Annotated in this window: 25 protein-coding genes; 11 read left to right on the top strand and 14 right to left on the bottom strand. The window is 65.6% G+C overall.

Annotation, left to right across the window (positions count from 1 at the left end):
* Nucleotides 1–14 precede the first annotated feature (14 nt).
* Nucleotides 15–1,007 (bottom strand): tripartite tricarboxylate transporter substrate binding protein, encoded by a 993-nt coding sequence (locus tag P0R31_RS07405; protein ID WP_128262639.1) that lies wholly within the window; start codon nucleotides 1,005–1,007, stop codon nucleotides 15–17.
* Nucleotides 1,008–1,220: 213 nt separating this feature from the next.
* Here P0R31_RS07405 and P0R31_RS07400 point away from each other — a divergent pair, with 213 nt between their 5' ends.
* Nucleotides 1,221–1,700: an SRPBCC family protein gene (locus P0R31_RS07400; protein WP_275513493.1), complete on the top strand. Its 480-nt coding sequence runs from the start codon at nucleotides 1,221–1,223 to the stop codon at nucleotides 1,698–1,700.
* 142 nt (nucleotides 1,701–1,842) lie between these two features.
* Here P0R31_RS07400 and scpA read toward each other — a convergent pair whose 3' ends face one another.
* The 8 genes from scpA to P0R31_RS07360 all read right to left on the bottom strand — a co-directional run bounded on the left by scpA (nucleotide 1,843) and on the right by P0R31_RS07360 (nucleotide 9,139).
* Complete coding sequence (scpA, locus tag P0R31_RS07395; RefSeq protein WP_275513492.1) at nucleotides 1,843–3,999, bottom strand: methylmalonyl-CoA mutase; 2,157 nt, start codon at nucleotides 3,997–3,999, stop codon at nucleotides 1,843–1,845.
* A 23-nt stretch (nucleotides 4,000–4,022) separates the two neighbouring features.
* Nucleotides 4,023–4,487, bottom strand: a complete 465-nt coding sequence (locus P0R31_RS07390) for a GFA family protein (RefSeq protein ID WP_057027174.1) — start codon at nucleotides 4,485–4,487, stop codon at nucleotides 4,023–4,025.
* Nucleotides 4,484–6,355 (bottom strand): methylmalonyl-CoA mutase family protein, encoded by a 1,872-nt coding sequence (locus P0R31_RS07385; protein WP_275513491.1) that lies wholly within the window; start codon nucleotides 6,353–6,355, stop codon nucleotides 4,484–4,486. The genes P0R31_RS07390 and P0R31_RS07385 overlap by 4 nt, the downstream gene beginning before the upstream one ends.
* Before the next feature lie 81 nt (nucleotides 6,356–6,436).
* Nucleotides 6,437–6,928 (bottom strand): 2-amino-4-hydroxy-6-hydroxymethyldihydropteridine diphosphokinase, encoded by a 492-nt coding sequence (folK, locus tag P0R31_RS07380; protein WP_275513490.1) that lies wholly within the window; start codon nucleotides 6,926–6,928, stop codon nucleotides 6,437–6,439.
* Nucleotide 6,929: 1 nt separating this feature from the next.
* On the bottom strand, nucleotides 6,930–7,298 hold the full coding sequence (gene folB, locus P0R31_RS07375; RefSeq protein ID WP_036005989.1) for a dihydroneopterin aldolase: 369 nt from the start codon (nucleotides 7,296–7,298) through the stop codon (nucleotides 6,930–6,932).
* Entirely contained in the window at nucleotides 7,295–8,155 is an 861-nt protein-coding gene (gene folP, locus P0R31_RS07370) for a dihydropteroate synthase (protein WP_275513489.1), read from the bottom strand. Before folP ends, folB begins: the two co-directional genes overlap by 4 nt.
* A gap of 186 nt (nucleotides 8,156–8,341) precedes the next feature.
* Nucleotides 8,342–8,749 carry a DUF4332 domain-containing protein gene (locus P0R31_RS07365; protein WP_036005985.1) on the bottom strand — a complete coding sequence of 136 codons (408 nt, stop codon included), beginning with the start codon at nucleotides 8,747–8,749 and terminating at the stop codon, nucleotides 8,342–8,344.
* A 24-nt stretch (nucleotides 8,750–8,773) separates the two neighbouring features.
* Nucleotides 8,774–9,139 (bottom strand): DUF2267 domain-containing protein, encoded by a 366-nt coding sequence (locus tag P0R31_RS07360; RefSeq protein WP_128262632.1) that lies wholly within the window; start codon nucleotides 9,137–9,139, stop codon nucleotides 8,774–8,776.
* A 350-nt stretch (nucleotides 9,140–9,489) separates the two neighbouring features.
* On the opposite strand from P0R31_RS07360, the gene P0R31_RS07355 reads away from it, so the two are divergent.
* The 3 genes from P0R31_RS07355 to P0R31_RS07345 all read left to right on the top strand — a co-directional run bounded on the left by P0R31_RS07355 (nucleotide 9,490) and on the right by P0R31_RS07345 (nucleotide 14,028).
* Nucleotides 9,490–11,112, top strand: coding sequence for a helicase HerA-like domain-containing protein (locus P0R31_RS07355; protein ID WP_275513488.1), 1,623 nt, complete (start codon nucleotides 9,490–9,492; stop codon nucleotides 11,110–11,112).
* A 169-nt stretch (nucleotides 11,113–11,281) separates the two neighbouring features.
* On the top strand, nucleotides 11,282–12,628 hold the full coding sequence (locus P0R31_RS07350) for a glycosyltransferase family 87 protein (protein WP_275513487.1): 1,347 nt from the start codon (nucleotides 11,282–11,284) through the stop codon (nucleotides 12,626–12,628).
* Nucleotides 12,629–12,633: 5 nt separating this feature from the next.
* Nucleotides 12,634–14,028 carry a M20/M25/M40 family metallo-hydrolase gene (locus tag P0R31_RS07345; RefSeq protein ID WP_275513486.1) on the top strand — a complete coding sequence of 465 codons (1,395 nt, stop codon included), beginning with the start codon at nucleotides 12,634–12,636 and terminating at the stop codon, nucleotides 14,026–14,028.
* A gap of 169 nt (nucleotides 14,029–14,197) precedes the next feature.
* Here P0R31_RS07345 and P0R31_RS07340 read toward each other — a convergent pair whose 3' ends face one another.
* Together P0R31_RS07340 and P0R31_RS07335 are read right to left on the bottom strand one after the other, a co-directional pair.
* Nucleotides 14,198–14,977, bottom strand: coding sequence for a class II aldolase/adducin family protein (locus P0R31_RS07340; RefSeq protein WP_275513485.1), 780 nt, complete (start codon nucleotides 14,975–14,977; stop codon nucleotides 14,198–14,200).
* Between the two features lie 183 nt (nucleotides 14,978–15,160).
* The gene (locus tag P0R31_RS07335) at nucleotides 15,161–16,810 is read right to left on the bottom strand and encodes a glycosyltransferase family 39 protein (RefSeq protein WP_275513484.1); all 1,650 of its coding nucleotides are present in this window, start codon (nucleotides 16,808–16,810) and stop codon (nucleotides 15,161–15,163) included.
* A gap of 330 nt (nucleotides 16,811–17,140) precedes the next feature.
* On the opposite strand from P0R31_RS07335, the gene P0R31_RS07330 reads away from it, so the two are divergent.
* Both P0R31_RS07330 and P0R31_RS07325 read left to right on the top strand, forming a co-directional pair.
* The gene (locus P0R31_RS07330) at nucleotides 17,141–18,001 is read left to right on the top strand and encodes a DUF308 domain-containing protein (protein WP_275513483.1); all 861 of its coding nucleotides are present in this window, start codon (nucleotides 17,141–17,143) and stop codon (nucleotides 17,999–18,001) included.
* Between the two features lie 149 nt (nucleotides 18,002–18,150).
* Nucleotides 18,151–18,567 (top strand): MucR family transcriptional regulator, encoded by a 417-nt coding sequence (locus tag P0R31_RS07325; RefSeq protein ID WP_275513482.1) that lies wholly within the window; start codon nucleotides 18,151–18,153, stop codon nucleotides 18,565–18,567.
* Between the two features lie 126 nt (nucleotides 18,568–18,693).
* Here P0R31_RS07325 and P0R31_RS07320 read toward each other — a convergent pair whose 3' ends face one another.
* Both P0R31_RS07320 and P0R31_RS07315 read right to left on the bottom strand, forming a co-directional pair.
* On the bottom strand, nucleotides 18,694–19,122 hold the full coding sequence (locus tag P0R31_RS07320) for a SufE family protein (RefSeq protein ID WP_275513481.1): 429 nt from the start codon (nucleotides 19,120–19,122) through the stop codon (nucleotides 18,694–18,696).
* A 69-nt stretch (nucleotides 19,123–19,191) separates the two neighbouring features.
* Nucleotides 19,192–19,650 carry a DUF5330 domain-containing protein gene (locus P0R31_RS07315; RefSeq protein WP_036042942.1) on the bottom strand — a complete coding sequence of 153 codons (459 nt, stop codon included), beginning with the start codon at nucleotides 19,648–19,650 and terminating at the stop codon, nucleotides 19,192–19,194.
* Nucleotides 19,651–20,063: 413 nt separating this feature from the next.
* On the opposite strand from P0R31_RS07315, the gene P0R31_RS07310 reads away from it, so the two are divergent.
* The 3 genes from P0R31_RS07310 to P0R31_RS07300 are packed head-to-tail and all read left to right on the top strand — an operon-like array spanning nucleotide 20,064 to nucleotide 23,026.
* Entirely contained in the window at nucleotides 20,064–21,914 is a 1,851-nt protein-coding gene (locus tag P0R31_RS07310) for a PAS domain-containing sensor histidine kinase (protein ID WP_275513480.1), read from the top strand.
* Nucleotides 21,907–22,623, top strand: a complete 717-nt coding sequence (locus P0R31_RS07305) for a peptidoglycan-binding domain-containing protein (protein WP_275513479.1) — start codon at nucleotides 21,907–21,909, stop codon at nucleotides 22,621–22,623. The genes P0R31_RS07310 and P0R31_RS07305 overlap by 8 nt, the downstream gene beginning before the upstream one ends.
* Nucleotides 22,624–22,681: 58 nt before the next feature.
* Nucleotides 22,682–23,026, top strand: a complete 345-nt coding sequence (locus P0R31_RS07300; protein ID WP_275513478.1) for a DUF1491 family protein — start codon at nucleotides 22,682–22,684, stop codon at nucleotides 23,024–23,026.
* 183 nt (nucleotides 23,027–23,209) lie between these two features.
* On the opposite strand, the gene P0R31_RS07295 is transcribed toward P0R31_RS07300, so the two are convergent.
* Nucleotides 23,210–24,184, bottom strand: a complete 975-nt coding sequence (locus tag P0R31_RS07295) for a DUF2336 domain-containing protein (protein ID WP_275513477.1) — start codon at nucleotides 24,182–24,184, stop codon at nucleotides 23,210–23,212.
* Nucleotides 24,185–24,437: 253 nt separating this feature from the next.
* On the opposite strand from P0R31_RS07295, the gene P0R31_RS07290 reads away from it, so the two are divergent.
* Nucleotides 24,438–24,626 (top strand): hypothetical protein, encoded by a 189-nt coding sequence (locus P0R31_RS07290; RefSeq protein WP_036005903.1) that lies wholly within the window; start codon nucleotides 24,438–24,440, stop codon nucleotides 24,624–24,626.
* Nucleotides 24,627–24,642: 16 nt separating this feature from the next.
* Complete coding sequence (locus P0R31_RS07285) at nucleotides 24,643–25,404, top strand: hypothetical protein (protein WP_275513476.1); 762 nt, start codon at nucleotides 24,643–24,645, stop codon at nucleotides 25,402–25,404.
* The last annotated feature ends 94 nt before the right edge of the window (nucleotides 25,405–25,498 follow it).

Here is a 25,498-nt window from a genome sequence, read left to right as displayed (position 1 = left end):
GAGAGGTGAAAACATCACGCCTTGCTCAGGCCCGCGGCCTTCATCGCCTCGCCCATCTGGGCGTCGCCCTTGTCCATGAAGCCCGCGAAATGGGCCGCATCGCCCCACACGGTGCCGAAGCCGCGATTGCTCATGAAGTCCTTGAACTCGGCGGAATCGTAGACCTTCTTCAGTGCCGCCGTGAGCTTTGTTGCGATCTCCGGCGGCAGATTTTTCGGCCCGGCAATGCCGCGCCAGGCGCCGGTTGCGTAGTCGATGCCCATGGCCTCCTTCAGCGTCGGCACGTCCTTGAACACCGGGTTGCGCGCGGGCGCCATGATGGCAAGACTCCTGGCCTTGCCGGCCTCGATGATGGCGCGCGCCTCCGGCACCGAGCAGGTGGTGAGGTCGACACCGCCGGCCGCGAGATCCTGCATTGCGGGTGCCGCGCCATTCGATGGCACCCAGGCGACCTGGTTGGCGGGCAGGCCCATCGCCTGCATCCAGCCGACCAGCGCCAGATGCCAGATACCGCCCTGGCCGGTGCCGGAAGCCTTGAACTTGCCGGGAGGCGCCGCCTTGATCGCGTCGGCGAGCTCCTTGACCGTCTTGTAGGGCGAGGAGGAGGAGACCTGGATGCCGGGCGGATCCTCGTTCATCAGCGCCAGCGGCGTGTAGCTCTTCGGCGTGAGGTCGGTGAGGCCTTGCCAGTGCATCATCGAGATTTCGACAGTAAGCATGCCGATGGTGTAGCCATCGGGCTGCGCGGTCGCGATCGCGCTATGGCCGACCACGCCGGAGCCGCCGGTGCGGTTGACCACGTTGAAGGGCTGGCCGAGATCCTTCTCCAGCAGCGCTGCGACGATGCGCGCGGTGGCATCGGTGCCGCCGCCGGCGCCCCAGGGCACGATCACGGTGACCGGCCGGGCCGGATAGGCTTGCGCAAGTGCGGGTTTGAAGCCGAAAGCGGCGGAGGCCGCGATAGCGGCGGTGGAAGCCGCAAAGGTGCGGCGTGAAATCTTGGACATTGAATCCCTCCCAGCGGCGCCCGTGATGCCGGGCGCTCTTGTCAACACGGGCATTCTAGTCGGCTTTGCGTCGCCGCCGCAAGGTAGCGCTACCAACCGGAAGGCCATGTTGTGTGAAAGCAGACGCCTCCTCGAACGGGCAGTCGGAAATCGGGTGGGTTTTGTCCGCGCGGATAGCCAACCTCTGCGCGTAACGAAAGAGGCAAGCCATCGATGACCCAAGCCTATTACAGCGCCGTGCTGAACCACCCGCTCAATGACGTCTGGTCGCTGATCCGCGATTTCAACAACTACCCCGCTTATATCGACGGGGTAAGCGAGAGCGAGATCGAAGACAACAGGCGCGGCGATGAAGTCGGCGCCATCAGGCGCTTCTGCTATCTCGGAAACTGGATCCGCCAGCGCCTCGTCGATCACTCGGATTCGCAGCACAGCCTGACCTACGCCGGTCTCGAAGCGATACCCTATCCGCAAGACGACGGCAGCCCGAGTCCGGCGCCGGCGCGCTACCAAGGCAACATGCATCTGCGTCCGATCGTCGAAGGCGACCGCACCCTCATCGAATGGTCGGTTGCGCTCGAAACTGAACCTGCCGACGCCGAGCGCTGGAAAGCCCTGTTTGCCTCCTGGATTCCCGATTGGACGGATTCCCTGGCACGGACACTGGCCCGGACCCGTCCGCGATCCGGCTAAAGCATGATGCGATTAGGCGTGATTGCGCCAGCCGCGGGCACTCCCTCTCCCGCGAGCGAGCGGGAGAGGCGAACGAGCGCCGAGCCAAATCGGCGCAAGAAACGTCACGCAGAGCCTTCTTGTCGGAAGTTCGACGGCGAAGCTACTCCGCCGCCTCGCTATGTCCCAGCCGGGCGTTCAGCTTGCGGATCAGCTCCTCGGCGGCATCCGCGATCACCGTGCCGGGCGGGAAGATCGCCTCTGCGCCGGCGGCGTAGAGCGCATCGTAATCCTGCGGCGGCACCACGCCGCCGACGATGATCATGATGTCGTCGCGGCCCTGCTTCTTCAGCGCGGCCTTCAACTCGGGTACCGCGGTGAGGTGGGCGGCCGCCAGCGAGGAGACGCCGAGAATGTGCACGTCGTTCTCGACCGCCTGCCGCGCGGCTTCGTCGGCGGTGGCAAACAGGGGCCCGATGTCGACGTCGAAGCCGATATCGGCGAACGCCGACGCGATCACCTTCTGGCCGCGGTCGTGGCCGTCCTGGCCGATCTTGGCGACCAGGATGCGTGGGCGGCGGCCTTCGGCCTCCTCGAAGGCGTCGATCAGCGCCTGAACCTTCTCGACCTGGGTGCCCATGCTGGACGCCTCCCGCTTGTAGACACCGGTGATGGACTTGATTTCGGCGCGATGGCGGCCGAACACCTTCTCCATTGCGTCAGAAATTTCGCCGACGGTCGCCTTGGCGCGTGCCGCGTCGATCGCGAGCGCGAGCAGATTGCCGTTGCCTTCGCCGGCCGAGCGCGTCAGCGCGGCGAGCGCGGCATCGACCTCCTGCTGGTTGCGCTCGGCTTTCAGCCGCTTGAGCTTGTCGATCTGAAGCCGGCGCACATTGGTGTTGTCGACCTTCAGGATCTCGATTCTGTCCTCGTCGGTCGGCTTGTACTTGTTGACGCCGATCACCGCCTGCTTGCCGGCATCGATTCGCGCTTGCGTCTTCGCCGAGGCCTCCTCGATGCGCAGCTTCGGCACGCCGGCTTCGATCGCCTTCGCCATGCCGCCGAGTTCCTCGATCTCCTGGATATGGCCCCAGGCCTTGGCGGCGAGGTCGCGCGTGAGCCGCTCGACATAATACGAGCCGCCCCAGGGATCGATGATGCGGGTGGTGCCGCTCTCCTGCTGCAGGAACAGCTGGGTGTTGCGGGCGATGCGCGCCGAGAAGTCGGTCGGCAGCGCCAGCGCTTCGTCGAGCGCGTTGGTGTGCAGCGATTGGGTGTGACCTTGCGTCGCGGCCATCGCTTCCACCGTGGTGCGCATCACGTTGTTGAAGACGTCCTGCGCAGTCAGCGACCAGCCCGAGGTCTGGCTGTGCGTGCGCAGCGACAGCGAGCGCGGGTCCCTGGGGTTGAAGGGCTTGAGCAGCTTCGCCCAGAGCAGGCGCGCCGCGCGCAGCTTGGCAACCTCCATGAAGAAGTTCATGCCGATCGCCCAGAAGAACGACAGGCGCGGCGCGAAGCGGTCGACGTCGAGGCCTGCGGCAAGGCCGGCGCGCAAATATTCGACGCCATCGGCGAGCGTATAGGCGAGCTCGAGATCCTGCGTCGCGCCGGCCTCCTGCATGTGATAGCCGGAGATCGAGATCGAATTGTACTTCGGCATCTTTTGAGAGGTGTAGGCGAAGATGTCCGAGATGATCCGCATCGAGGGCGCCGGCGGATAGATGTAGGTGTTGCGCACCATGAACTCTTTTAAGATGTCGTTCTGAATGGTGCCCGACAGCTTCTCCGGCGGAACGCCCTGTTCCTCGGCAGCGGCGACATAGAGCGCGAGGATCGGCAGCACCGCGCCGTTCATGGTCATGGACACGCTCATCTGGTCGAGCGGGATGCCCGCGAACAGCGTGCGCATGTCGTAGATGGAATCGATGGCAACGCCGGCCATGCCGACGTCGCCGCCGACGCGCGGATGATCCGAGTCGTAGCCGCGATGGGTGGCAAGATCGAACGCGACCGAGAGGCCCTTTTGCCCCGCCGCGAGATTGCGGCGATAGAACGCGTTGGAATCCTCCGCCGTGGAGAAGCCGGCATATTGCCTGACCGTCCAGGGCTGGTTGACATACATGGTCGGGTAGGGGCCGCGCAAATAGGGCGCGATGCCCGGATAGGTCTCGAGGAAATCGAGCCCGGCCAGATCAGCCTCGCCATAAGCGGGCTTCACCAGAATGCCCTCAGGCGTCAGCCACGGCTCGGCGCTGCCGACGGCAGCAGCGACGGTTGGCCGCTCAAAGGCAATGTCGGCGAAATTCGGAATGCGGCTCATGTCTTCAACCATTTCATAAGCGCTCAATCATGATCCGGATGCTGATGGCTGACGATCGTCGCCATCTTCTCCGGTCCGTAATTCTGCTGCGTGGTCTGGCTCGGCAAATTGGCGATGCCGACGACCCAGCCGAGGCGGGATTCGATGCCGAACTGCCGCGTCGGCACCACCCGGTCGGGGCGATCGAAGGTGCCGGTCATGATCTCGATCCGGTCGCCGTCGATGCGGCCGAAGCTCAGCGGCGTGCCGCAGGCGGCGCAATAGCCGCGATCGGCGATCGAGGAGGAGCGGAAGAACGACGGCTTGCCCTTGGTCCAGGCGAAATCGGTCTTGTTGATGTCGGCCAAAGAGGCGAACGGCGCGCCGCTCGCCTTCTGGCACATCCGGCAGTGGCAGATCGAAATCCTGGTCGGCGCCGTCATGACCGCAAATCGCACGGCGCCGCATTGGCAGCCGCCGGTGAGAACGGGTTTGCTGGTGTCGGTCATCGCTGTTCCATCCGTCGGTAGGCGTCCTGCAGTGTCGCAAGCGCGTCGCCTCCGGCGAAGACAAAGCCCGTGACGCCTGCGGCCCGCAGCACCGCCTCGGCCTCAGCCGGGCGGCCTGCCAGATAGATATGTCGCGCGCCGGCCGATTGCAGGGCCTTTGCCGCGGCTTCGGCGTGTTCCGCATAGACCTTGTCGCTGGAACACAGACAGGCCAACTCGGCGCCGGAGGCCTTGAAGGCCGCGGCCAGCTTGGCCGGACCGGCAAAGCCCTCGCTGCCCGTGGCCTCAATGCCGCCAGCCTCGAAGAAGCTCTTTGCGAACGTCGCGCGCGCCGTGAAATCGGCGGGCGTGCCGAGATTGGCCAGGAACAGCTTTGGTCGTGCGCCCCGCGCCTTCAACATTGCATCGGACTTGTCGCGCAGCGCCTCGAACGGTTCCGCCAGTCGGATCGGCGGCAGCGCCGCGAATTTGTATTTCTGTTCGCCGTAGGGCGGAAGCGCGATCGGCGTTGCCTTCAGGACACTGGCTTCGCTCTCGTGAAGATTCGGAAACTCGCTGGCGCCAGTCAGCACGTCGCGGCGCTTTGCGATATTGGCCTCGTGCGCCTTGCGCGTGGCAGCGATCTTGCTCTGGAACACACTTTGCTGAAGCGCGGCGAACGCACCGCCGGCTTTCTCGCTCTCCTGGAACAGCGCCCAGGCCGCTTCGCACAGCTGCGCCGTCAGCGTCTCGATGCCGCCGCTGCCTGCCGCGGGATCGCTGACCTTGGCGAGGTTGCTTTCTTCCAGCAGCAGAAGCTGCGTGTTGCGCGCCACGCGCCGCGCGAACGGATCGGGCAGGCCGAGCGCCAGCGTATGCGGCAGCACGGTGATGGCGTTGGCACCGGCCAGTCCCGCGGCGAATGCCGCCATGGTGGCGCGCAGCATGTTCACGTAAGGGTCGCGTTGCGTCAGCATGCGCCAGGCGGTATCGGCCGCGATGAACAGCGGTTTCGGCGTCAGCCCGCAAGCGGTCTCGATGCGCGCCCATAGCAGCCGCAGGGCGCGGAACTTGGCCATGGTCAGGAATTGGTCGGCATCGGCGGCGAGCCGCGCATAGACCATGTCCTGCGCGGCTTCCAGCGGAATGCCCGCGCCTTCGATCGCGCGCAGGTAAGCGACGCCGCAGGCGAGCACGAAAGCGAGCTCCTGCACCTCCGAGCCGCCTGCATCATGGACCACGCGGCCATCGGCGGAGGCGAACGGCCCCTTGAAGCCGAGCCCGGCGAGGCCCTTGGTCGCGTCGGTGACGGCGGGGGCGATCTCATCCCACGTATAGGGGCTGTGGCCCCACACCGCGCCCGCCGCGAGCGGATCGAGCCCGAAGCGGATGTTGCAGGCGCCGGGATCGAGGCCGTTGCTCTTCACATATTCCGCGACATGGATCGCGGCCATCCGCGATTGCGGTCCGACCTCGAGCTCGACGCCGATGCCGGCGTCGAGGTGGATGTCTTTCAGGATCTTTGCCACCGCCTCGGCCGACGGTTCCAGGCCGAAACCGCGCGCGCCATTGGCGCCGGCGAACACCAGCGCAAGCCCGGTCGCGCCGTTCTCCAGATCCTGCAGCGCCTGCGCATTGGCGAGCGCCGCATCGGGATGGTCGATCCTTTGCACGACCTGCCACGGCGCGGCCGGCGGCCGGCCCATCAGCGGCGCAACGCCTTTCGCGCGCGGATAGAGCGGTTCGATCTTGATGCCGTCATAGGTCTTGCCGACCAGCTTTTCGAACGGCGCGCCCTTCAGCACGCCGTCGACCAGCTTGCGCCAGTCCTCAGGCGTGGCCTTGGGAAAATCCGCCGCCAGCGGCAGGTCGTCAGTCACGGAGGTCATGCGGCGCGGGGCTCCCGAACGTCTTGTTATTCGCAGGCGAAATTGCCATGGCGGACCGTTCCTGCAAACGGTTGTTTTTGGTTAACCGGTATCCGGAAGCCGCTCAATGCCTTGCGCCGAGACGCTGGCGAGCCCATCACGCACACGAATGCCCGAGATCACGCGGTCGGGTGCGATTTCGGCCAGCGGCACCAGCACGAAGGCGCGCGCGAACAGGCGCGGGTGCGGCAGCGTCAGGTCGGGCTTTTGCAAGGAGACATCGTCATAGGCGATCATGTCGAGATCGAGCGTGCGCGGGCCCCAGCGCCGCTCCTTGGTTCGCGTGCGGCCGAATTTCTGCTCGACTTTCTGCAGCACGAACAATAGCGCATGCGGATCGAGGCTGGTCTCGATCTCGATACAGGCATTGATGAAGGGTTCCTGGTCCTCGTCGCCCCAGGGCGGGGTCGCATAGTCGGACGAGCGCGCGATCAGCGCCGCCTGTGCCATGCCGCAGACATGCGCGATCGCCTTCTTGAACGTCGCGCGGACATCGCCGACATTGCCGCCGAGTGCGATCAACACGCTCGCCATGCTAGGGATGCCGCGAGCGCGTCAGCACGATGCCGACATCGTCGAAGATCGCGGCGATCGGCGCGTGCGGCTTGTGCACCGTGACCTTCACGGCGCGGATACGCGGGAAGTGCGACAGGATGGCATCGGCCACCGCGCCGGCCGCGCGCTCCAGGAGCTTGTAATTGGTGTTCTTGAACGCAGCCGTCGTCGTCGCCACGACATCGGCGTAGGACACTGTGTCCGCGAGCCGGTCGCTGCGCGCAGGCTCCGACAGGTCGGTATAGAGCTCGAGATCGATGACGAAACGCTGGCCGACCTCGGTTTCGTGGTCCATCACGCCGTGGCGGGCATGGATCGACAGGCCGGTGACGAAGATCGTATCGGTCATGGCTTGCTCTCGATGGCCTGCGCCACCCGCAGGGCCTGCAGGGTTTCGGCGACGTCATGGGTTCGGATGATCTTGGCGCCGCGTTGCGCGGCGATCAGATGCGCCGCAATCGAGCCGGCGAGCCGCTCCGACGGCTCCGACGGCGACACCGAGGCGATGAAGCGTTTGCGCGAAGCGCCGACCAGGATCGGCAGGCCGAACATGTCGAGCTCGCGCAAGCGCGCCAGCGCGGTCATGCTCTGCTCGGCGGACTTGCCGAAGCCGATCCCGGGATCGAGCACGATCTTGTCGCGCGCAATGCCGGCTTTTGCAGCAAGATCCAGCGAGCGCAGGAAGAATGTCTTGATGTCCGCGACGATGTCGATGGCGGGATCGACGCTGTCGCGATTGTGCATGACGATGACGGGCACGCCCCTGGCGGCGATCAACGGCGCCATGGCGGGGTCGCGTTGCAGGCCCCAGACGTCGTTGGCGATCGCCGCGCCCTGGTCGAGCGCGAAGGCCACCACCTCCGCCTTCATGCTGTCGATCGAGACGGGCACACCGAGCGCCACGACGTCCGAGAGCACCGGCTTCAGCCGCGCGAGTTCTTCCGCCGCCGTGACCGGCCGGGCGCCCTTATAGGGCCGGGTGGATTCGGCGCCGATATCGATGATGTCGACGCCGGCGGCGATCATCGCCCGCGCCCGCTCCAGCGCTCGCGCCGGCGCGATGAATTCGCCGCCGTCGGAGAAGGAATCCGGGGTGATGTTGAGCACCCCCATCACCGCAGGAAGCGGCCGGCCCGCGAGCGTCCGCAGCACGTCGATCCCGGCCGAGCCGGCCGGCGGGACGGAAGGGAAGGGCGAGGCGTTCATGCGCGTGGCATTGCGCTGTCGGGCAGGGGGAGTCAAGACGGGATTGGGGCCATTCGCGGCCATTCCGATGTGCGCAGACGGCCGAGAGGATGCGATGTTCTTGTCCACCCTCCGTCATTGCTTCGCTGCGCTCGCAATGACGATTTGGGAGTAGCGGTGCCCCATCGGGCCAGCCCAATCTCCCGATCAATACGTAATCTTCGGAGGCAGCTTCTTGGCCTTGGCGATGATGTCGCCGACCGACTTCTCGGAAGGCAGGACGCGGACCAGCTTCTTCTTCTCGTTGGCCTCGCGCATGCTCTGCGCCAACCTCGCCGGATTTCGATAGGCGAGCTCGCGCACGGTGGTGACGCCGGCGGCGCGGACGAGCCCGACCTTGGCCCTGCCCATGCCGGGGATGCGCATGTAGTCGGAGACGTTGGCCCATTCCAGCAATTGCTGCTCGCTGATGCCGGTCTTGGCCGAAAGCGCCTTGCGGCCCTTCACGGTGGACGCCGCCTCGAGCAGCGCGTCGGTGGTGCGGATTCCTTGCGCCTTCAACTTGTTGGCGGCAAAGGCCGGCAGGCCCTCAATCTCGGAGATCGGATATGTCATGATACTCGATATGAAAAGCGTCGCTCAGGCGAACTGGCTGAGGCCCGGCGTCCCCGCGATGATCTTGCCCATCTGATCCGCTCCGATTTTGTCTCGCCCGTAGCGGAAAAGTTCACGGGCGACGTTCTGAATCTCGGACATGCCGAGCCCCAGGCCCATCAGGCGGGTGCCGACGGCCATCAAGCCGCCGCCCATCAGCCGCGACAGGCCGCCACCGCTCCTGGACGCTTCGATCGCAGCTTCCGCTCCGGGGATCTGGTCGATCAGGGCCTGCACACTGTCGGAAGGGCCCTCGTTGCGAAGGAAGGCCAGGATAATGCCGACGGTCTTTTCAGCGACAGCACCATCTATGCTGGCGTTTGTCGCCAGCCGTCCGATCAGCTCGTCCATAAGACCCCGCCCCTCAGCCGGTTTGCATGCCGGAATATTGCTTTCGAAAATGATCTTGAGCCGGTGTGATGTGAAATACAAGCGATGAACGCAGGTCCCGTCGCGATTCATCCTCGAACGCGCGAAGAGTGTTGCCGCCGTGCAAGAGCCTAGAACGAATCGGCGAAAAATTGCCGCTATGCGAAACGCCTCGATGCTACTTTGGGCTGATCGCGTCCGTCCGTGTCCGACAATGTCGCATGCGCGGGAGCCGCTGAACCGATTTAATCGGCGCACGAGATGCGTTAAACTACGGAATTGGTGCATTCGGGTTTCGAGACGCGAAACTCGGCAAGAGATCAGAGAGAATAATGACCGCACAGGACAGCAAGCTCGGCGATACCGACGCCAAGATCTTCGTCGGCAAGGGAGACGAGCAGGCTTGGCTGACGCTTGCGCTGGCCAATCGCCACGGCCTCGTCACGGGTGCAACCGGAACCGGCAAGACCGTGTCGCTGCAAGTGATGGCGGAAGGATTTGCGCGCGCCGGTGTTCCGGTCTTCGCGGCCGACATCAAGGGCGACCTCTCCGGCATCAGCCAGATCGGCGAGCCGAAGGATTTCATCGTCAAGCGCGCCACCGAAATGGGGCTGACATTCCAGCCCGATCAGTTCTCGACGGTGTTCTGGGACGTGTTCGGCGAGCAGGGCCACCCGGTGCGGGCGACCGTCACTGAAATGGGGCCGCTGCTGCTCGCGCGCATGCTCGATCTGAACGACGTGCAGGAAGGCGTGCTCAACGTCGCCTTCCGCGTCGCCGACGACAACGGCCTGACCTTGATCGACATGAAGGACTTGCGGGCGTTGCTCGACGCCATCGTGCCCGAGAGCGGAAAGAAGTCTGCGGACGTGCAGGAGGATCCGCTCGCCGTCATCCGCAAGGCTGCTCAGGGGTTCGGCAACGTCACCAAAGCAACGGTCGGCACTATCCAGCGGCAGCTGCTGGTGCTGGAGAACCAGGGCGCCACCACATTCTTCGGCGAGCCGGCGCTGGCGCTGAAGGACTTCATGAAGACCGACCGCGACGGTCGCGGCATGGTCAACATCCTGGTCGCCGACAAGCTGCTCCAGAGCCCCAGGCTGTACGCGACGTTCCTGCTCTGGATGTTGTCGGAGCTGTTCGAGGAACTGCCCGAAGCCGGCGATCTGCCCAAGCCGAAGCTCGTGTTCTTCTTCGACGAGGCGCATCTATTGTTCAACGACGCGCCCAAGGCGCTGCTGGACAAGATCGAGCAGGTGGTCCGCCTGATCCGCTCCAAGGGCGTCGGCGTCTACTTCGTGACGCAAAACCCGGTCGACGTGCCCGACCGCGTGCTCGGACAATTGGGCAACCGCGTGCAGCACGCATTGCGTGCCTTCACCCCGCGCGACCAGAAGGCGGTCGCCGCTGCGGCGCAGACCTTCCGGCCCAACCCGAAGCTCGACACCGCCAAGGTGATCACGGAGCTCGGCAAAGGCGAGGCGATGGTGTCCTTCCTCGAGGGCAACGGCACGCCTTCGATGGTGGAGCGGGTGATGATCCGGCCGCCGTCGGCCCGCATCGGAGTGATCACGCCGGAGGAGCGCAAGGCGATCATGGCGGCGAGCCCCGTGAAGGGCAAATACGACACGGCGGTCGATGCCGAGTCCGCCTACGAGATGATCCAGCAGCGCATCGCCGGCACGGCGGCGACGGCCGACGTCCCGGTGGGCGAAGGCGGCGGCGGCGTTCTCGGCCAGATCGGCTCGATCGTCGGCACCATCTTCGGCACCAACGTCAAGCGAGGTCGTCTGTCGACCGGCCAGGTCATTGCCCGCGACGTGACGCGATCGGTCACCAACCAGGTGATCGGCGGAATGGCCGCCAATATCGGCAAGTCGCTCGGCGGCCAGCTCGGCGGCTCGATCGGCCGTACGCTGGTCCGCGGCGCGCTCGGCGGATTGCTACGGCGTTAGGCAGAGCGCCCGGTTTGAGGCAGTCGTCGTATCCGGTGAAGCTCTAGAACGTTGACTGTCCCTGATATCTGCTCGTCCGAGCTACCACGGCGCACAAATTCAGGTGAAGGGCTCTGCAAGCCTTCGCCGGTCTGCTAGGTCCTGTGTCGTCGCCGCTCAGGACCACACCGTGACCCCGCCCGCACCGTTAGCCAAGCCTGACGCACCCAGACGCCCGTCGCTGGGTGCGCCGCTGGATCTGCTTTTTCTGCTCTGCTGCGTCCTCCTGACCGCCGAGGTGCTCGTCCCCGAGATTTTCGGCCGCGGCAAGACCAAGGACTACTCGCTCTGGTACTGGGCCGGACAGCAGGTCCTGGAGGGTGGGCCGCTGTATCCTGCCACGGCCGTCGAGCATTTCGATTTCATCTATCCACCGCTGCCGGCAATCCTGCTGGCGATCCCGAGTTGGTTCGGCAAGATCCCGCTCTATGTCGTCCTGTCGATCTTGAACGCCGTGGCGTGGTGGTACACCGCGGCGTTCTCCCAGGTCATGACCGGCTCGGACCGCGCGCCGGGTCGTTGGCTCGAGGCGCTGCCGGTCGTCGTCACCGTGGCCTTCGTGTTCGACATGTTCGACCTCGGCCAGCCGAACCTCCTCCTTCTGGCGATGATGCTCTACGGCTTCTGGAGCTTGCGGCATCAGCGATCGTGGCTGGCAGGCTTCATGTTCGCGCTCGCCGCCGCCATCAAGGTGTTCCCGATCGCCGTGCTGCCCTATCTGGCCTGGCGGCGCAAATGGGCGGCCCTGGTCAGCGCGATCGTCTTCACCGGCATTCTTCTCTACGTCGTGCCGGCACCGATCCGCGGCTTCGAGCGCAACGCGGCCGAGCTGGCGACCTGGTACCAGGGCATGGTCGGGGCCAGCTCGGAAAAGGGCTTTGGCCAGCGTGACGAGCAGAACTGGTCGTGGGTCAACCAGTCCCTCATTGCCGTCACGCATCGCCTGGTCCGGCCGATCAACTACAATCAGGACGATCCCAGCAAGCCGCCGCGCACCATGAATCTGATCGAGGTCGACTACAGGACGGCGAACTGGATCGTGCTTGCGCTGTCGGCGCTGCTCGGGCTCGGCTTCGTTGCGGTCATGCCGCGGCAAGCGCGGCGGACGGCGCGCTCGGATGCCGAGGAGCTCGGCATCTTGTTCTGCCTCATGACGGTCGCCTCGCCTCTGGCCCGCCAATACTATTTCATGTGGCTGTACTTCCCGGTGACGGTGTTGATGCATCGGGCCGCCTTCGACGAGCGAGCGCATGTGCGCCTGGGAACCTGGCTCGCCCTGGGTGCGGCCGGCTTCCTCATGCTGCTGTCGCTGCCGTGGTTTCCGCTCGCCTTCCAGGCTTGGGGCAACAACCTCGCTGCGACCGCCATCCTCGCAGGGTGTCTCGCCTGGCACATCCGGCATCCGCCGCTTGCGGCTAGCCCCGAGGCCACACCGGCGCTAAAACCCGGACCTCTTGAGCCTCAACAATCAGGATAGCAATCATGGCCAACGCGCAGCTCCAATCCGTGCTCGACCACATCGACAAGGATTTCGATAACAGCCTGGAGCGCCTGTTCTCGTTGCTGCGGATCAAGTCGATCTCGGCCGATCCCGCCTTCGCCGATGATTGCAAGGCTGCCGCCGAGCATCTCGCCAGGGACATCGCCAGCCTCGGTGTCGCCACCGAGGTGAGGCCGACCGCGGGTCATCCCGCCGTCGTCGGCAAGACCGGCGCGGGCGGGCGGCCGCACGTGCTGTTCTACGGCCATTACGATGTGCAGCCGGTCGACCCGCTCGATCTCTGGCACCGTCCGCCGTTCGAGCCCGTCGTCACCGATCATGCCGACGGCCGCAAGATCATCGTCGCGCGCGGCGCCGAGGACGACAAAGGGCAGGTGATGACGTTCGTCGAGGCTTGCCGCGCCTGGAAGAAGGTGACGGGCTCGCTGCCGGTCGACGTCACCTTCCTGATCGAGGGCGAGGAGGAGGTCGGCTCGAAGAACTTCGTGCCTTTCATCGAGGCCAACAAGGACGAGTTCAAGGCCGACTACGTGCTGGTGTGCGACACCAGCATGTGGGACCGCAACACGCCGGCGATCACGACCTCGCTGCGCGGCCTGCTCTATGAAGAGCTCAAGATCACCGCCGCCAATCGCGATCTGCATTCCGGCGTGTTCGGCGGCACCGCGATGAACCCGATCCGCCTGCTCACGAAGATCCTGGGTGGCCTGTTCGACGACGACAACCGCATCACCATCCCCGGCTTCTATGACGGCGTGAAGGACACGCCGCCCGACATCCTGGAGCAGTGGAAGAAGCTCGATTTCACGCCAGAGACCTTTCTCAAGCCGGTCGGACTGTCGCTCCCGGCTGGCGAGAAGGGCAGGCTGCTGGTCGAGCAGGCCTCGACGCGCCCGACCTGCGACGTCAACGGCATCTGGGGCGGCTATATCGGCGAGGGCTCCAAGACCGTGATCCCCTCGCATGCTTCGGCCAAGGTCTCGTTCCGCCTGGTTCAGGGCCAGGACCCGCAAAAGATCCGCAAGGCCTTCCGTGATTACGTGACGGCGCGCATTCCCGCCGACTGCAAGGTCGAGTTCGGCGACCATTCCGCCGCGCCCGCGGTCGCGCTCGACTGGACCATGAAGCCGCTCGCGGCCGCCAGCAAGGCGCTGGCGGAGGAATGGGGCAAGGAGACCGTGCTGATGGGCTCCGGCGCTTCGATCCCGATCGTCGCCGACTTCAAGCGCACGCTCGGCCTCGACTCGCTGCTGGTGGGGTTTGGCCTCGACGACGACAACATCCACTCGCCGAACGAGAAATACGACCTGCAGAGCTTCCAGAAGGGCATCCGCTCCTGGGCAAGGATCCTCGCCGCGCTGGCGGAGGTGAAATAGGCACGCAGTGCGTAGGGTGGGCAAAGCGCAGCGTCCCCGTCATTGCGAGCGCCTGCGCTCGCAATGACGAATGCCCCAAACAAAAACGCCGCCCGGAATTGGGCGGCGTTTCATTCCGATACGTGCAGAGGTAGTTCGACGTAAACACTAGCTCAATTTCGTGAATATCTCAAGACCGGTAGCCGGGATTGACGCGGTCGAGCTTGCGCAGCAAGGGCGGCCACACGAGGTTGTTTGCGCGCAGCTCGGCGCGGTCGCGGTTGGCGAGCAGCTCGGTGTTCTTCTCGATCGCGATATCGTCGACCGGATAGACCGGCGTGCCGAGCGCGCGCGTGCGCACCTGCATCGAGCAGGCGCGCTCGAGATGGTACATGCGCTCGAACGCGGAGGCGACCGAGCGGCCGACCGTCAGCGTGCCGTGATTGCGCAGGAGCATGTGGTTGTGGTCGCCGAGATCCTTCTGCAGCCGTGGCCGCTCCTCGTGGTCGAGCGCGATGCCTTCATAGTCGTGATAGGCGAGGTCGTGGGTGACGAGCTGGGCGGTCTGGTTCAGGGGCAAGAGCCCTTCCGCGCTGCTCGACACCGCGGTTCCGTCGAGAGTGTGGAGATGCAGCACGCAGATCGCGTCCTCGCGCACCTCGTGGATGGCCGAATGGATGGTGAAGCCCGCCGGGTTGATGCTGTACTCGCTCTCGGAGAGCTGGTTGCCGTGCAGGTCGACCTTGACGAGGCTGGAGGCCGTGATTTCATCGAACATCAGCCCGTAGGGATTGATCAGGAAGTGATGGTCGGGGCCGGGCACGCGCGCGGAGATGTGGGTGTCGACCAGATCGTCCCAGCCGTAGAGCGCGACCAGGCGATAGCACGCGGCGAGATTGACCCGTTGCTGCCACTCCGCCTCGGTCATGTTGGAGGGGACTTCCCTCAGGCGGGCTTCTGCTGGCGACATGGCTGATCTCTCCGAACCTCGTTGTTGCGGAACGGGAGCGTAGTCGCGGAGGAGGCTTGCGGCAAGGCGCGAGGAGCGTGGCTGTCAAGCGTAGCCCGCATGGAGCGGAGCGGAATGCGGGTCCTCACGAGCGATCCCGGATTTCGCTTGCGCTCCATCCTGGCCACGGTCGAGAGAAGATTATTACGGCGCCGGGATCGACAGCAGGCTGGAAATGCCGCGGCCGCGGATGTCGTAGACGCGCGCGAACACCACGTCGTCGCGCTTGATCTCGACCATGACCGGGGCGGTGAGGCCCTTGCAGTAGAACTCGCCGAGCGTCATGGCGAAATCGGCCGCGTTGGAATCCCAGCCGATGGTGAAGTCGGGCCCGAGCGCCACCTGGGCCGGGCGCTGCGGACCGCACACCGCCACCTTCCATTTGCGGTTGTTGGGTGGCACTTCCTGGCGCTCGACGAGCTGCTCGCGCAATCCGTCGGAGGCCTGCTTCAAGGCGAGGCCCCAATAGTCCAGCATGAAGCGGTCGTCGGCGCCGCGCACGGTGCCGGCAATGTGGTTGAAATGCGTGTATTGATAGGGGTGCAGCCGGATCATCTCGGCGAGCGACAGCGCAAGGCCGAAGCAGAAGGTGGCGAGCACGACCGGCTGCCAGGTGCGGTGATTGGCCCGCAGGCGCTCCATGGTCCAGGCGAAGGCGACGCCGCCGAGCACCGCCATCGGCGGGATCACGAAGACGAAATGGCGGATGCCGTTGTAGAGCGCCGGGCGCTTCACCATCGCGATCGCGAGCGGCAGGGTGGCAGCCAGCGTGAGCATCAGGAGGATGGTCTTGCGGCGCGCCGGAACCTCGCGCCGCGGCAGCATGGCGAAAGTGCTGATGATCGCAGCGCCCATCAGCACCAGCATCACCTCGGGCAGCTGCAGGGCGAACAGCGTCGGCAGATACGACCAGGGCATGTCGGGCACCGACACGATCGCACCGTCGAACATCTCCTTCCACGGCTTCTCGAAGAAATGCGAGAAGTAGGTCAGCGCCGCCAAGGGATTGCCGGGCTCCATGATCGACCACGGCCAGATCAGGCCCATCACGAGGTAGCCGAGCACGAGACCTGGCAGCAACACATAGACGACATGGGCGAAGCGGCGAACGGATTCGCGCGGACCTTCGGTGCGCAATTCCTCCAGCAACAGCGGCAGGAAGCCGACCACGGCGTAGACCAGCGCGAGTCCGCCGAGAATACGGCAACCGAGTGAAAGGCCGGCCCCCAAGCCGACGATCAGGATCGTGCGCGGCGATGGCTGCGGATATTCCTCGGCGAGCCGGACGAGGCCGAGCATCAGGACGACCATGGCGACCGCGAAGGGTGCATCCTTCGGGTTCATGAACATGTGGCCGTAAAAGGTCGGGCAGAGCGCAAGCAGGAGCAGCGCCGCAAGACCCGCGAGCGGTCCGCCGATGCGGCGGCCGAGCCGCCATGTCACGGCAAGCCCGATTACGCCGACGATGGCGCCGACCAGACGGCGGGTCTCGAACAGCTCGAGCGGAATGACCTTGTGCAGCAGGGCCGCGACCATGTCGAAGCCGCCGCCATACATGTAGAGATTGGCGAAGGAGAGCGCCGCGGTGTCCTTGAAGCCGGAACCGAACATGCGCAGCAGCAGGTCGGCATATTCGGCGTGGGTGTAGTCGTCCCAGCCGAGCCCGTAGTCGCGGAAGGTCAAGCCTGCAATGACGGCGACCGCGGCCAGCACCAGCATGGCGAGATCGTCGCAAGTCCGTTCGATCGAGCGCCGCTGAGGCGTGTCGATCGCCGAAGTCGTGATGGATGTCATAGCTATCGGTGCCCCGGAATCCCCTCTTGGCCCTGCCGGCGCGCGCGGGCCTCAACCCCGGACTCCCTATAGCGCAGTTCCATTACCAAGTAATTGGGCATTATGGCTAAATTCCTGATGCGACGCAGCAATTCCGGTTGGCACCCATTCAGATGACTTTGCGAGCAGCTTTAGCAGTAGCGAGCCCCGGCTGAAGGGAATGTGAATAAGTCCCTGATTTCCTTCCCTTTAGGAACACCGCCCAGAATTGGCCGTTGGCGTGGAACAGCGTATGACGGTATCGTGGCGTAGCGGTTCTCGCGCGTGGATGCGCGGCCGGGGGTGAGTTCGATGAATTTGGCATTGCTGATCGTGGGGATTTGCGCCGTGCTGGCGGGTCTCCTCGCGGTGATTTTCGGCATGACGATCAGGGAATTCAGCCTCGGTGGGACTCTCATAGTCTCCGGCACCATTGGCGTCTGCTCCGGAATGTTACTGGTCGGCCTGCATCTGGTGGTGCTCGAGCTCAGGAGCATCGCGCGCCGGTTGGCCGGTGCGGCCGCGCCATCCGAGGTTCGGGTCAGGCCCGCGCTGCCGGGCCTCGCCGTGCCTGGCGCAGTCGCGCCCGAGCCAGTGCCCGCTGCGGCGGTGAGAGCGGAGCCGGCGCCGTCACCACCGCCCGCAAGTCCGCCGCCGTGGCAGAGCGAAGCTGCAGCGCGCGAGCGGCCGCGTGCCGAGGCACCGCAGCAGGAGCCGGAAGCCCCGACACCGCCTCCCGCTCCGGAAGCGTCGCGCCGGCGCAACCTGCTGTTCGCCTCGACCTCGCGCAAGGAGCGCGAGCGCGCGGAGGCAAAATCCACTGAAACTGCCCCGCCGCCTGCGGAGCCCAGCGAGGCCCCGAACCTTTCGCCCCCTGCGAGCTTCGACGTCGCCTGGCCGAAGCCGGACCGTGCGCGCCCGCCGGAGCCGCCGGCCGCCCAACGCCGTCCGCCGCCGCGCTCGCCGTCGACCTTCGCGGAGACCGCTCCTGCGCCGGCGCCCGAGCCGCCGCCCGTGGAGCCCCCGCCGGTGACGGTGCTCAAGTCCGGCGTCGTCGACGGCATGGCCTATTCGCTCTATTCCGATGGCTCCATCGAGGCGCAGATGCCGGAGGGCATGATGCGCTTTGCATCGATCGACGAGCTCCGTGCCCATCTCGACCAGCGCGGTTGAAGCGGCCGCGCGCTCAAGTAGACCGGCGCCTTTCAGCAGTAATCAGCGCATCGCCTTCAGTTGTCGTGTTTCAGTCGAATGTATTCTTGACAGGGAATACTTCGGTGTCGTCAATCCTGTAAGCCACAAGGCGGACAAGGGAGGGGCGCATGTCGGATGCGGGGGCGAAGAATTTCATCGAGCTGACCGCGAGCATCGTGTCGGCCTATCTCAGCAACAATCCGACGCCGTCGGCCGAGATTCCGAACCTGATCAGTCAGGTGCATGGCGCCTTGGTGCGGGTCTCGTCAGGCCGCACCGAGACCGCGCCGCTGGAGCCGGCCAAGCCCGCCGTCTCGCTCAAGAAGTCGATCGCGCCCGATTATCTCGTGTGCCTCGAAGACGGCAAGCGCTTCAAGTCGCTGAAGCGCCATCTGCGCACGCAGTACAACATGACGCCGGAGCAGTACCGCGAGAAGTGGGGCTTGCCGGCCGACTATCCCATGGTCGCCCCGAACTATGCGGTGGCGCGCTCGCAACTGGCCAAGCAGATGGGCCTGGGGCAGCAGCAGCGGAAGCGGAAGTAGTGAGGCCTGGGATCTCGTAGAGATCTCGTAGGGTGGGCAAAGGCGCAAAGTGCCGTGCCCACGAGTTTTCGTTGATTAGACACAGGAGGTGGGCACGCTCCGCTTTGCCCACCCTACGAGAGCATCTTACGTCGCTTCCGCGAGCGCCTCTCTCGCATCGGTCTTGATGCGCTCGACCATCGAGCGCAGGCCGTTGGAGCGCTGCGGCGTCAGATGGTCGCGAAAGCCGAACTCGTTGAAGACGGCGATCGCGTCGGTATCGAGGATCTCCCGCGGCGGGCGGCCCGAATACAGCGCGAGAACGATCGCGACCAGCCCGCGCACGATATGAGCGTCGCTGTCGCCGCGATATTTCAGAACCGGCTCGCCATTGATGCGATCGACCGTCTTCTGCAGCCAGACCTGGCTGACGCAGCCCTGCACCTTGTTCTCGGCCGAATGTTCCGCCTCCGGCATCGGTTCCAGCGTGCGGCCGAGCTCGATGACGTACCGGTAGCGGTCGTCCCACTCGTCCAGGAGCTCGAAATTGTCCCTGATTTCGTCGATCGTCGTCATATTGGCCCGCAGTTCCCGCATACCGCCAATATAGAGACCCGAAGCCCTGAAATCGATAGGGCTTGGACGCTAATTCGCCGGCCCCGGTCCGCGCCATTCGAGCGCAAGGTCGTCCTGGGTCAGGGTATCGCGTGGCGCCTCGCTCGCTGCAAGATCGCCTTCGCCGGCCAGCGCGATCGAGCCGGTATGGTCGGGCGCCTTCTTGCTGTCGGTCTTGCTGCCGTCATTCCTGCCGCCGTCGTTCTTGTCGTTGGTGATCTGCTCTTTCTTGTCGTTGATGATCTGATAGAGCTTCTTCGCGCCGTCCTGGGCGCGCTGGCCGATGATGGTTGCGGCCTGGCCACCGACCTCGCAGGCCGCCGGCTGGCGCTTGCAGAACTGGGTCACGTCGGAAACGGCCGCGGTCGCGGCCTGCACCGCATCGGCGGCGCCGATCTGCGGCAGCTTGTCCGATTCGGGCGTCTTGTCCCGCGGCAGGAGCACCAGCACCAGCCCGAGCCAGAATGTGATGCGGAGCAGAAAGCGCATCTTATCGACCTGTCCGTTAGGCTCCGCCCGCGGCGATCTCCCGCGGATGTCGGACCTAGCGATCCTCGATAAATCGCAAGTGATTGCCTTGAGCTTAATTCGCGGAAAATTGGCGCAAAATTCTTCCGCAGCGACGTTCCGGTAAATTTTCGATTGACGCCACCGCCCGTGTTTCCGCCGGGCACCCCGCATCCACCAATTCGAAACCATGCGAAGCGAGGTGAAACCCTGCGTTCACCATTCGCAGCGAAGACGTCGCCAAATCGTCTAAAAAGCTCTGCGATAACGCGGTGTCCGGCCACACGCTGTGCCGCCTTAGCACTCGTTTAAGGTCGCTCTGACACGGTGGCTCAACGACAAGGAGGCGTTCCGGCGCGTCTTCCAAGAGACGATTGAGCCGAAGCGCGAGACCCGTGACAGTTTTGAGTATCATCCGCGATTGTCTCGATGCACTGCTGCATCCCTCCGCGCGCTACGATGCGCTGATGCGCGCACGCCATCGCGCCTTCATGGCACCGCGGCTGCTCGGCAGCCTCGCCGCCTTTGCCGCATTTCCGGTCTATCTCGCCATGCGCGGCGCGCCGAGCGCGATCGAGGTCGCGGCCTTTGCCTGGCTGATCGCGCCGATCATGTTGTCCTGGTTCCTGTCGCGCACCGGCCGTTACGAGGGCGCGCACGTGCTGTCGTCCCTGGCGCTTGCCGGCCTCATCATGGCCGTCGCGATCACGACGGGCGGCATCGAATCCTTCGCCGCGGTCTGGCTGATCGTGGTTCCGCTCGAAGCTGCGCTGTCGGCCTCGCGCCGCGTCGCGGCGTTCGCCTCGCTGCTCGCGCTGTCCTGCGCCGGAATGCTGATCCTGGTCAGCCAGCTCGGCTGGTTGCCGGTGGTTGAGCCGAGCGCCGCCGAGCGCGGCGTGCTGATGGCTTTCGGCGTCGCGTCTGCCACTCTTTATGCCGCCGGCCTCGCCTTCGGCGCGGAATCGCTCGCGCGCACCAGCGTCGCGCTGTTGTCGCGCGAGGAGGAGCGTTACCGCCTGCTGGCGCGCAACATGAGCGATGTCATCTCGCGGCATCAGCGCAACGGTGCGGTCCAATTCATCTCGCCGGCGGTGGAGGCCATGCTCGGCGCGCAGGTGGCGCAACTGCTCGGCCACGGCCTGTTCGACCGTGTCCATGTCGCCGATCGGCCGGCCTATCTCACGGCACTGTCCGACGCGGCGCGCGGCGAGGTGCGCAGCGTCGAGTTCAGGCTGCGGCGCGAGCCCGTCGCCGAGCGCGGCCAGGTCGATTTCATCTGGGTCGAGATGCGGTGCCGTCCGCTCGATCAGGACAGGGCGCGTGACGTCACGTGCGAAGCCGAAGTCGTCGCGGTGATGCGCGACGTCACCGACCGCAAGCTTTTCGAGCAGGCAGTGGACCAGGCGCGCAGCGCCGCCGAGGCGGCCGATGCCGCCAAGACGCGCTTCCTTGCCACCATGAGCCACGAGCTGCGCACGCCGCTCAACGCCATCATCGGCTTCTCCGAGATGATCGCGCAGGAGCAGGCCTTGATGCTGGGTGCTGCGCAGCGCAAGGAATACGCCCAGCTGATCAACGATTCCGGCCAGCACCTGCTGTCGGTCGTCAACGGCATCCTGGACATGTCGAAGATGGAATCGGGCAATTTCGAGATCGCGTCCGAGCCGTTCGCGCCGCGCGCTTCGCTATTGCATTGCTGCAATCTGCTGGCGCTGAAGGCGCGGGAGAACGGCATCGACCTGATCACCGACGCGCCGCAGGACCTGCCCGTCATGACCGGCGATCCCAGGGCCTTCAAGCAGATCGTGCTCAACCTCGTCGCCAACGCCATCAAGTTCACAGAGCGCGGCGGTCAGGTCTGCGTATCGGCCGCGGTGTCCGGTTCGCAGCTGACGCTGCGCATCAGCGACACCGGCGTCGGCATCGCGCCCGACGATCTCAAGCGCATCGGCGCGCCGTTCTTCCAGGCCGGCACGACCTATCAGCGCCGTCACGAGGGCACCGGCCTTGGACTTTCGATCGTGAAGAGTCTCGTGGCGTTGCATCTCGGCGAATTGACGGTACAAAGCAGGTTGGGCGAGGGCACGGCGGTCACCGTCAAGCTGCCGCTCGTCTACACGCCGCCGCAAACCAAGCCGGCCGAGCGCAAGATTGCGACGCTGACGCCCGTGCTGCGCCAGGATCTTCAAGACCAAGCTCACGATCAGTCTCAGGACCAACCCGCTCTGGTGAAGAAAAGTGCCTAAGAAGTCTGCCAAGGACGAAGCCGCTCCGCGCCGCCGTGGCGCCAAAGCTGCGGTCATCGATGTCGAGACCGAGCGCAACGTCGTGATGCGCGTGCTGCTGCACAGCCCCAAGGACACGCTGGCCGGCCTCGTCGCCGTCGCCGCGATCGCCGCGATCGTTGCCAATGCGCTGTTCCTCCAGACCGGCCGGCACCCCGCGCCGATGTTCGGCACGGTGATCAATCTTCCCGCGCCGTCGTCCGTGCCGCTGTCGAATCCCATGCCGCGTCCGCGCCCCGTCGGCGCCGATACCTCGCCGCTCGAGCCGCGCGCGACCGAGTTCCGCGTCGAGCCCAAGCCTGCCGAGTCCAAGCCGGTCGAGCGTGCTGCCGAGAAGCCGCCCGAAAAGCCGGTCGAGGCGACCGCCTCGACGCGCTCGAACGATCCAATGACCAATCTGGTCAAGGCCACGACCTCGACGCCGCCCGCAGCCCTGCGTCCGCCGGCGCCGATCCCGGCGCAAAGCCCGGCCGCACGCCGCATCGCCGGCGTGCAGCGCGCGCTGTCCGAATACGGCTACGGCAATCTGAAGATCACGGGCACCATGAGCGGCGAGACCCAGGCCGCGATCCAGAAGTTCGAGCGCGAGCACAAGATGCAGGTCACCGGCCAGGTCTCGGACCGTCTGCTGCGCGAGCTCGCCGCTGCGATCGGCCGCCCCGTCGAATGATTGTCACGCTCGCGCGCAAGGCTGGTGCTGATGGCGGCACTGGCCTATCGTGCGATTCATGCGTTTGAAATCCAACATTTGGGTGGCGGCTTACCTCCGCCGGTGCCAGGCCGAGGGTGTGTTCGGCGCCGTGCGGCGCCGCGGTGCCGAGGAGGCGGGCGCGGTGTTCGTGAAGGTGTCGATGCTGGACGGCAATGCGATGCTGTATGCGCCGGCGCCGCAGACCGTCTATGACGATGGCCGGCCGGTCGATCGCTTCTTCGTGCCGGTCGCGCGGCAGCCTCTGCCGGATCACACGATCGAGGAGCGGCTGATCAAGGAAATCCGCTTCGATCCGGATGCCTGGATCGTCGAGACCGAGGACCGCGCCGGGCGGCATTTCCTGGAGTTGGCGAAGGCGTAGCTGTTGCCACCATCGTCATTGCGAGCCACCGGGTCCGCGCAAAGCGCGGCCCGATGACAGGCTCCGCGAAGCAATCCAGAATCTTTCCGCGGAGGCAGTCTAGATTGCTTCGCTGCGCTCGCAATGACGGGTTGGAGTTCGTTGCGTGCCTCCGTTGCCGCTTGTTGAGACGGCGTAAGCAAATCAGCGATCCGACGAGCCAGTCCCCGTCCGTACCGTTGGACTGGACCCCGGCTGCACGCCCGGCCGCGTCTGGCTCGCGCCTGCGCGGGCGCGCTGGCGCTCGCCATCATGCAGCGCCGATTGGTGCTTCGCGCGGGTGACCGCGAGCGTGGAGCCGCGCCAGGCCGCCAGCATCACCAGCGCCGATCGCTCGGCGAGGCGGTCGTAGAGCCGCGACAGGCGGTACACGGCGTTCACGGACGTTCCGATCTCGGGCTTGAAGAACAAGAGAATGCGCTGGAACACCGGGCTCGGCATGTCGAGCGCGCGCGCGGCAACGGCAAGCGCCTCGCCGCCGGCATCGTCGACGATCTGGGCTGCGACGCGCGAGGGCAGAATCAGGCTGTCGCCGAGCTCGAAGGTGAAGCTTTCGATATCGCCGGCGATCGCCGCCATCTCCAGGATCTGGATCGCGCGCTTGGCGCGCACGGTCGGAATGAGGGGGGCAGCTTTCAGCGGGGTCTGCGCCAGATTGTGCAGGATCAGTGCGCGCTCGGAGGCGCCGGCGCGGAAGAACATGTCGTGGATCTCGGCCGCCTCTTTCGGCTGCATCGCCAAGTTGGCGGCCATGCGCTGCTCGGCCTCGGTCGGCACGCGCGCCGGAGCAGGCGCGCGCGGCGGGGCGGGGATCTCCCTGGCTAGCGGAACCCTGCGGCCTTCCTGGGTGGCGACCAGGCCGAGCTTCTGCAGGATCGGGACGGGCGTCTGCGGATAGACCGCGAGGCGGGCCTTGACGGCCGCGCGCGTCGCATCGTCGACCTGGTCGATCAGCCGCGTGGCGAGCTCGACGAATTGCCGCTGCTCGTCGTCGCTGTGGGTGCTCGTCTGGACATAAAGGTCGGTCAGCACGCGCAGCAGCGTCGGACGGACATCGACACCTTCGCGACGGGACAGGGTCATCAGCCCGTCGAATCCGGGAAACAGCGACTTGGTCATGGAGGCGTACGCAACTCGGGAAAGACTTGGTGGCGAGCCTAGCGCAGCTTCGTTTAAAGCCTCGTTAAGGAAAACGAGGCGTGAAGCCGGCCCTGCAATTTGAGGCGTTGTCGTGCCGCAACGGGACGGCGCGGCGCGGTCCGTGCGGCTACGGTCGAAGGCGCCCGTTTACACCCCGTTAACCATGAGCTGATCTTAATGAATGCATGTTGCTGGGGCGCGTTCGGTCGCGCGGCAATCGAAGAGAGCTGACATGGGGACCATCATCGAATTTCCGGCCGGTCGCCGGGTGGGCTCGTCCGGGGATGTCGCTCCGCGCGCGGACATGGGAACGGTCCTGATCCTTCCCGTGATTCGAATCGAGCGCGAGGCGGACGAAACCAGCGGCGATCGCGGACCGGAGCAGGGCACAGCGCCGGGGCGCCGTCGTCGCCGCCGCTGACATCCGGCTTCATGCGATGCCGGACGTCATCCGCCAGATCCGGCCTGTCCTATCGGCCGTCCTGCTCACGCTGCTGGGCGCCTCGCTCGCGGCGTGTAGCGGCGGCGACTTCGGCCGCACCCGCGAGAGCATGCGCAGCGACGACATGCATCGCTGGCTCGGTGCGGAGGTCACCTCCAGCGTCGGCCTGAGGCCCTCGCAATTCCAGCTCACCGACGAAGAGCGCCAGCTTCGCGACCTCGCCTATCCCATGATCGAGCCGCCGCTGTCGCGTCCGGCATGGAAGAGCGTGTTCGGCGACTACAAGGCGCTGCCCTCGCCGTGGCGGCAGAAGGTCGTGTTCGACCGCACCATGTACGGGCGCACGCTGATCGACGAGCCGCACCGCTCGCATTCCTCGCGCTATGCGCAGCTGATCGAGGACGTGCGCAACGACATCACCCGCTTCGAGCCGTTCTTCGCATCCGCGATCCGCGTCATCGATCTCGACAGGAAGCGCGATGCCAGCATGGCGCGTGTCTCCGCGCTGTCGCCGAGGGAGAGGGACGACGCGGTCGCGCGCATGCAAGAGAACTCGCTGATCATCCAGTGGGTGCAGCAATGCCTGGAGCAGCGCATCTCGTCCTATCGCTGGGCGCTGGAGCGCCTGGTGATCCAGGCCCCCGACGGCATGGCCGCCGATGCCGACCGCCTGATCGGCGAGCTCGCCGCCCAGACCGCCAATCCGCCGGTTCAGGGGCAACCGCCTTACGGCCGCGCGGTGGTCTCGAAGGGCTGAGCGAAGGACCGCTGGGTCGCGGCAGTCCTGCTGCGACCGACCGGCACGATGAGATCCTCAACCCGCGCCTTCGCGCAGTCCGCACGGCCATGAC

Origin of the sequence: Bradyrhizobium yuanmingense (assembly GCF_029167105.1) — a bacterium.
In the GTDB taxonomy this organism is placed as follows: Bacteria; Pseudomonadota; Alphaproteobacteria; order Rhizobiales; family Xanthobacteraceae; genus Bradyrhizobium; species Bradyrhizobium yuanmingense_A.
This window is presented reverse-complemented; position numbering and strand designations above follow the sequence as displayed.

Bases quoted from the DNA above. Each gene is read 5' to 3' on its own strand.
- P0R31_RS07405 (WP_128262639.1), bottom strand. From the start codon at position 1,007: ATGTCCAAGATTTCACGCCGCACCTTTGCGGCTTCCACCGCCGCTATC.
- P0R31_RS07400 (WP_275513493.1), top strand. From the start codon at position 1,221: ATGACCCAAGCCTATTACAGCGCCGTGCTGAACCACCCGCTCAATGAC.
- scpA (WP_275513492.1), bottom strand. From the start codon at position 3,999: ATGAGCCGCATTCCGAATTTCGCCGACATTGCCTTTGAGCGGCCAACC.
- P0R31_RS07390 (WP_057027174.1), bottom strand. From the start codon at position 4,487: ATGACCGACACCAGCAAACCCGTTCTCACCGGCGGCTGCCAATGCGGC.
- P0R31_RS07385 (WP_275513491.1), bottom strand. From the start codon at position 6,355: ATGACCTCCGTGACTGACGACCTGCCGCTGGCGGCGGATTTTCCCAAG.
- folK (WP_275513490.1), bottom strand. From the start codon at position 6,928: ATGGCGAGCGTGTTGATCGCACTCGGCGGCAATGTCGGCGATGTCCGC.
- folB (WP_036005989.1), bottom strand. From the start codon at position 7,298: ATGACCGATACGATCTTCGTCACCGGCCTGTCGATCCATGCCCGCCAC.
- folP (WP_275513489.1), bottom strand. From the start codon at position 8,155: ATGAACGCCTCGCCCTTCCCTTCCGTCCCGCCGGCCGGCTCGGCCGGG.
- P0R31_RS07365 (WP_036005985.1), bottom strand. From the start codon at position 8,749: ATGACATATCCGATCTCCGAGATTGAGGGCCTGCCGGCCTTTGCCGCC.
- P0R31_RS07360 (WP_128262632.1), bottom strand. From the start codon at position 9,139: ATGGACGAGCTGATCGGACGGCTGGCGACAAACGCCAGCATAGATGGT.
- P0R31_RS07355 (WP_275513488.1), top strand. From the start codon at position 9,490: ATGACCGCACAGGACAGCAAGCTCGGCGATACCGACGCCAAGATCTTC.
- P0R31_RS07345 (WP_275513486.1), top strand. From the start codon at position 12,634: ATGGCCAACGCGCAGCTCCAATCCGTGCTCGACCACATCGACAAGGAT.
- P0R31_RS07340 (WP_275513485.1), bottom strand. From the start codon at position 14,977: ATGTCGCCAGCAGAAGCCCGCCTGAGGGAAGTCCCCTCCAACATGACC.
- P0R31_RS07335 (WP_275513484.1), bottom strand. From the start codon at position 16,810: ATGACATCCATCACGACTTCGGCGATCGACACGCCTCAGCGGCGCTCG.
- P0R31_RS07330 (WP_275513483.1), top strand. From the start codon at position 17,141: ATGAATTTGGCATTGCTGATCGTGGGGATTTGCGCCGTGCTGGCGGGT.
- P0R31_RS07325 (WP_275513482.1), top strand. From the start codon at position 18,151: ATGTCGGATGCGGGGGCGAAGAATTTCATCGAGCTGACCGCGAGCATC.
- P0R31_RS07320 (WP_275513481.1), bottom strand. From the start codon at position 19,122: ATGACGACGATCGACGAAATCAGGGACAATTTCGAGCTCCTGGACGAG.
- P0R31_RS07315 (WP_036042942.1), bottom strand. From the start codon at position 19,650: ATGCGCTTTCTGCTCCGCATCACATTCTGGCTCGGGCTGGTGCTGGTG.
- P0R31_RS07300 (WP_275513478.1), top strand. From the start codon at position 22,682: ATGCGTTTGAAATCCAACATTTGGGTGGCGGCTTACCTCCGCCGGTGC.
- P0R31_RS07295 (WP_275513477.1), bottom strand. From the start codon at position 24,184: ATGACCAAGTCGCTGTTTCCCGGATTCGACGGGCTGATGACCCTGTCC.
- P0R31_RS07290 (WP_036005903.1), top strand. From the start codon at position 24,438: ATGGGGACCATCATCGAATTTCCGGCCGGTCGCCGGGTGGGCTCGTCC.
- P0R31_RS07285 (WP_275513476.1), top strand. From the start codon at position 24,643: ATGCCGGACGTCATCCGCCAGATCCGGCCTGTCCTATCGGCCGTCCTG.